Source organism: Cognatundibacterium luofuense (genome assembly GCF_018139685.1).
Taxonomy (GTDB): domain Bacteria; phylum Pseudomonadota; class Gammaproteobacteria; order Burkholderiales; family Burkholderiaceae_D; genus Undibacterium; species Undibacterium luofuense.
This window is the reverse complement of the sequence record NZ_JAGSPN010000678.1, coordinates 1-279: the sequence shown is the minus strand read 5'-3', so window position 1 is coordinate 279 and position 279 is coordinate 1. Positions and strand designations below refer to the sequence as shown.

Genomic DNA, 279 nt, shown 5'->3' with positions numbered 1-279 from the left:
CACATAGTGTTTATGTTGGTCAGTCAGACGTTGCTGCGCCTCTTTGAGCTGGGACAGCAGGCTGTCTAATTCGCCGGCGCCTTGCAGCTGGCGCAGGTTCTTTGTGTTGGGCGAGGAAATGTTGACCGTCACATAGCTGGCATAGGGATAGACTTTGCTCAGGCAGTGCAGGTAATCGTCGGCGGCACGTTCTATCGGTGTGTCAGCATTCTTGCCGATGTTGAGGCCGAGCACACCCTGCTTATCCTGAAAAAAGCGTGAATTTTGCACATTGCGTAC

1 pseudogene is annotated in these 279 nt (G+C 53.0%); it reads right to left on the bottom strand.

Annotation, left to right across the window (positions count from 1 at the left end):
• Positions 1-279: pseudogene (locus KDM89_RS22160) on the bottom strand (quinone-dependent dihydroorotate dehydrogenase); the annotation flags it as partial.